This is a genomic window from Bartonella sp. AD328YNZD (assembly GCF_042196425.1).
The window spans coordinates 1-739 of record NZ_JBHIQG010000716.1; the positions used below are offsets into that span (position 1 = coordinate 1).

Consider the following 739-nt stretch of genomic DNA (forward strand, 5'->3'; position numbering starts at 1 on the left):
AATACAATAAGGTTGTAGATGCTTGGGGTAAATGTACAGATCGCGTCGCAGATGAAATGATGAAACGTATTCAAGCCATCGATTTTGATCCTAAAACAGGTCGTCAACGGCCAATGAATTCGATTTATATGATGTCGCACTCTGGTGCACGTGGTTCTGCTAACCAGATGAGACAATTGGCTGGTATGCGTGGATTAATGGCAAAACCATCCGGTGAAATTATTGAAACCCCCATTATTTCAAATTTTAAGGAAGGTCTGACGGTTAACGAGTACTTCAACTCAACTCACGGTGCGCGTAAAGGACTTGCTGATACTGCGTTAAAGACTGCCAACTCCGGTTATCTCACGCGGCGTCTTGTTGATGTTGCTCAGGATGCTATTATTTCAGCAGTTGATTGTGGTACAGCAAAAGGGCTTACCATGCAGCCCATTGTTGATGCAGGACAAATTGTTGCCTCTCTTGGGCAAAGAATTCTTGGTCGTACAGCGCTTGTGGATATTTTGCATCCCGTCTCTGGTGAGGTTATTCTTGAAGGGGGGGCAATGATTGAAGAAGCTGATGTCGCAAAGATTGAAGAAGCCGGAATTCAGTCAGTTCAAATTCGTTCTGCTTTAACGTGTGAAACACGTCTTGGTGTTTGTGCGAAATGCTATGGTCGAGATTTGGCGCGTGGAACACCTGTTAATCAGGGAGAAGCCGTTGGTGTTATTGCTGCTCAATCCATTGGTGAGCCGGG

1 pseudogene is annotated in these 739 nt (G+C 45.2%); it reads left to right on the forward strand.

Annotation, left to right across the window (positions count from 1 at the left end):
• Positions 1-739, forward strand: a pseudogene (locus ACFIO3_RS15835) (DNA-directed RNA polymerase subunit beta'); the annotation flags it as partial.